This window comes from Arthrobacter sp. HMWF013 (assembly GCF_003061105.1).
Classification (GTDB): Bacteria; Actinomycetota; Actinomycetes; order Actinomycetales; family Micrococcaceae; genus Arthrobacter.
In genome coordinates, this window is the sequence record NZ_QAIQ01000462.1 from 1 (window position 1) to 3,933 (window position 3,933).

Here is a 3,933-nt window from a genome sequence, read left to right on the forward strand (position 1 = left end):
GTCCGGGCCCTGAACACGCATCAGCAGGTGCTTGCCGCGCGGCACCACCTCGTTGACGGTCCAGCCGGCGAGGTTGAGGGTGGCGAACCGGGGGACACGGAAGTCGGACGCGGTCAGCTGCTGTCCCGCCAAGGCCTGATGCAGCTGGTTGGCGGCCCGCCAGACGGAATCTCCCTCAGGCACGGATCCTCAGTCCCTTCGGCGTCGAGTAGGCGCCTGCTGCTGCCAGGGCAGCGGCCACCGGGGTGTCCAGGATGCCGTGGCCGTTGACCTTTTCCATGATCAGCTTGTCGATGGCACCACGGGTGACCACACTCACCAGCGCCGCTCCCGCGGCCGACAAAACCGCCTCGTCCCCGCTGAAAACGAGCAAAGTTTTTCCGCCGCGCTCCACGTAAAGAACCAGCGCGCCGTCCACCAGCACTACCAGTGCCCCGGCTTTCCGCCCGGGCCGGTGCCCGGTGCCGGCCTCCACGTTGAGGGCGGGCCATGGCAGCGCCGCACCATACGGGTTGGCCGGATCGGTTGCAGCAAGGGCCAGCGCCACCGGTTCGGACTTCGCCAGTTGGGTATCCTCCGCGTACGACCTGAGCCTGTCCACCGTTGCCGGGACCGCAAACTGGGCGGCTCCGAGGTGTTCGATGAAGTACCCGCGACGGCACCGGCCCGCTTCCTCCAGCCGGGCCAGAACCTTGTACATCAGGCCGAAGCCGCCAAGAATCTGCTCCGCCATCACCGATCCCCGGGTCACCACACCGTAGCGGTCCAGCAACAGTTCAGCGGTGGCACGTGCATGGATGGTCGCGTCCAGCTCCGGCAGCGGCAGGGCTGACCAGCGGCCGGCAGCCAGCGGGGGAGTGGCCAAAGCCCCGGAGGCAGAACCGTATCTCCCGCCGCCAAATCCCGAACCAGGTCCGGAGGCGCCCAGCAGGCCGCTGCCGTGCGAGCGTCCCAGCCGGCTCAAACGGGGTGCACGCGCGCGCGGTGCCCGCGCCACCTGGCGGTGGGCGGTGTGGCCACCGGCGATGAGCGCGCGGACCGGCGCGAACGTGTCGCCGGTGATGCGGCCGGCCCAGGCCAGGTCCCAGAGTGCGGTCACCACGTCCTGGTCGCTGAGGACGGTGTCCATGCCACCGGCGACGTCCGTCAGTTGGCGGAAAAAGTAGCCGCCGCCGTTGTTGCGGAGGTGGTCCAGAAGGCGCTGCTGCGCATCCCCCGGTTCGTATTCGATGGCCGGGTTCAGGGTCAGCTCGGCGGAATCAGCCAGGTGGAGGCTGACCCAGCCGTCGTTGCCGGCCAGTGCCCCGGCCCCGGACCACAGCACTTCACCGGCCGCCATCAGCTCATCAAGCATGGCGGGCTGGTAGTTGGACACCCGGCTGGCCAGGACCAGCGGCTCCCACGCCGAAGCCGGTACCGGGACGCCGGACAGCTGGTCGATCGCGGTGACAATCCCGTCCAGCCCGCGCAGTGATGGCTGCCCGCGCCCGCCGCCGGGAGTGCGGACGTGCTGCCAGGCCGGGAGGAAACGGCCGTAGGCGGCGGCGTCAACCGGCTCCACTTCGGCGCGCAGGGCTGCCAGGGAACGGCGGCGGAGCTTGCGGAGGACTTCTGCATCGCACCACTCGCTGGTGGAGGTGCCCGCAGTGGCGGGAAGGTGATCCGGAACGTCCCGGGGTGCCTCTCCTGTGGCCGCGGAGTCTGGTTGGGGCGCCTGGGTTTGCGGCGCAACGGCATGCGGCCTGAACTCACCTTCCACCACGCGGCCGTCTGCCGCGAGCCGTTTCAGCGCTGTACCGACGACGGCCACGCCCAGTCCCAGCCGGGCCGCGGCCTCGGCTGCTGTGAAGGGACCGTGCGTCCGGGCATACCGTGAGACGAGGTCGTCCAGGGGGTCCGCCACCGGCTCGATGAAGGCCAGCGGAACGCCCATGGGCAGGGGAACGCCGATGGCATCGCGAAGGCGGGCCGCATCCTCCACCGCGGCGTAGCGCTCGGCCCCGCTGATGTTTACTTTGATGGCCCGGTTGGCCCGCTGGAGTGCGGTCAGGTGCGACGCAGCCAGGGCGGTGCCGGCATGCGGGGTTTCGACGTGCTCAACAGCGGGGATCCCGTCCGGCTCATCCACGCCGCCAGGCTCGCCTGGGGGCGCTTCGACAGTTTCAACCGTTTGAGCAGGTTCAAGCACCCCAACCGCGTTGGCCGCTTCGACCGCCTGCACAGCCTCGACCACGACGGCCGGCTCCAGCCGGGCCGCGACCTCCTCCGGTGTCAGCGGACCCAGCAGCCGGAGCAGGTCAGCGACGCCTTCCATGCCGCGGGCCCTGCGGTCCGGAGCAAGGCGCTGGAGTTCGAGCTCCGTGGCCTCGATGACTTTTGCGTCCAGCAACTCGCGGAGCTCAACCCGGCCAAGGAGCTCATTGAGCAGCGTGGAATCGAGGGCCAGGGCAGCGGTCCGGCGCTCGGCCAGGGGCGAGTCGCCTTCATACAGGAACTGGGCAACGTACCCGAACAGCAGGGACTTCGCGAACGGCGAGGGCTGCTGCGTGGTGGTCTGCACGATCCTGAGTTCACGGCGCTCCACCGAGGCCGCGATGTCCTTCAGCGCGGGAAGATCGTAGACGTCCTGGAGGCATTCCCGGACCGTCTCCAGCACGATCGGAAACGTCGGGTATTTCCGTGCGACGTCGAGCAGCTGCGCGGACCGCTGGCGCTGCTGCCACAGCGGCTGCCGCTTGCCCGGGGTCTGGCGGGGCAGCAGCAGTGCCCGGGCGGCGCACTCCCTGAAGCGGGAAGCAAACAGCGCGCTGCCGCCGACCTCGGCAGTGACAATCTGCTCCAGCTCTTCGGGATCAAACAGGAAAAGCTCAGCACCCGGCGGCTCGTCCTCCATCATGGGGACGCGAAGCACAATGCCGTCGTCGGCGGCCATGGCGGAACCGTCCATGCCGTACCGCTGGTGCAGGCGTTGCCCCACAGCGAGGGCCCACGGCGCGTGCACGGGCATCCCGAACGGGCTGTGCAGGATCACACGCCAGTCGCCAAGTTCATCGTGGAACCGTTCGACAATGAGCGTGGTGTCACTGGGCACCACATCGGTGGCGAGCTTCTGCTCGGTCAGGTACTGGATCAGGTTGTTCGCTGCGAAGTCGTCCAGCCCGCTGGCTTTGCAGCGCTCGGTGGCAGGGCCGACGTCGGACGCTGCGAGTTCGCGCACGAAGGCGCCCAGCGCGCGGCCCAGGTCCACAGGCCGGCCCAACGAGTCGCCTTTCCAGAAGGGCAGCTTGCCCGGCTGTCCGAAGGCAGGGGAGACCAGAACGCGGTCATGGGTGATGTCCTCGATCTTCCAGCTGGTGGCGCCGAGGGCAAAGATGTCACCCACGCGGGACTCGTAAACCATTTCCTCGTCGAGTTCGCCCACCCGCCGTCCGCCTTTGGCCGGAGATGGAGCGGCTTTGCCGTCCGCGCCCGGGGAAGCGGAGCCCTCCACCTCGGTGCCGATGATGTAGACGCCGAACAGGCCGCGGTCCGGGATGGTGCCGCCGGAGGTGACGGCCAGCCGCTGGGCGCCGGGCCGGCCTTCGATGGTGCCGGCATGACGGTCCCAGATGATGCGCGGGCGCAGTTCGGCGAATTCGTCGGAAGGATAGCGGCCGGCCAACAGGTCAAGGGTTGCCTCGAACGCGGAACGGGGGAGTGACGCGAAGGGCGCTGACCGGCGCACCGTGGCGAACCATTCCTCAACGTCGATGCTGCCCAGTGCGGTGGCGGCGACGGTCTGCTGCGCCAGGATGTCCAGGGGATTGGCGGGGACAAAAAGCCGCTCGATCTTCCCCTCCAGCATCCGCTCCACGGTGATGGCGGTGTGCACCAGGTCTGCCCGGTGCTTCGGGAACAGCACTCCCTGGGAGATCTCGCCCACCTGGTGCCCGG

At 69.0% G+C, this 3,933-nt stretch carries 1 protein-coding gene and 1 pseudogene; both read right to left on the reverse strand.

All coding sequences use genetic code 11. From position 1 onward, the window contains the following. A pseudogene (locus tag DBR22_RS16655) lies at positions 1-183 on the reverse strand (Fpg/Nei family DNA glycosylase); the annotation flags it as partial. Continuing rightward, positions 176-3,933 (reverse strand): DNA glycosylase AlkZ-like family protein (locus DBR22_RS16660; protein WP_108599938.1); only part of this gene is annotated, 3,758 nt, incomplete at its 5' end. The gene DBR22_RS16660 and the pseudogene DBR22_RS16655, both read right to left, overlap by 8 nt.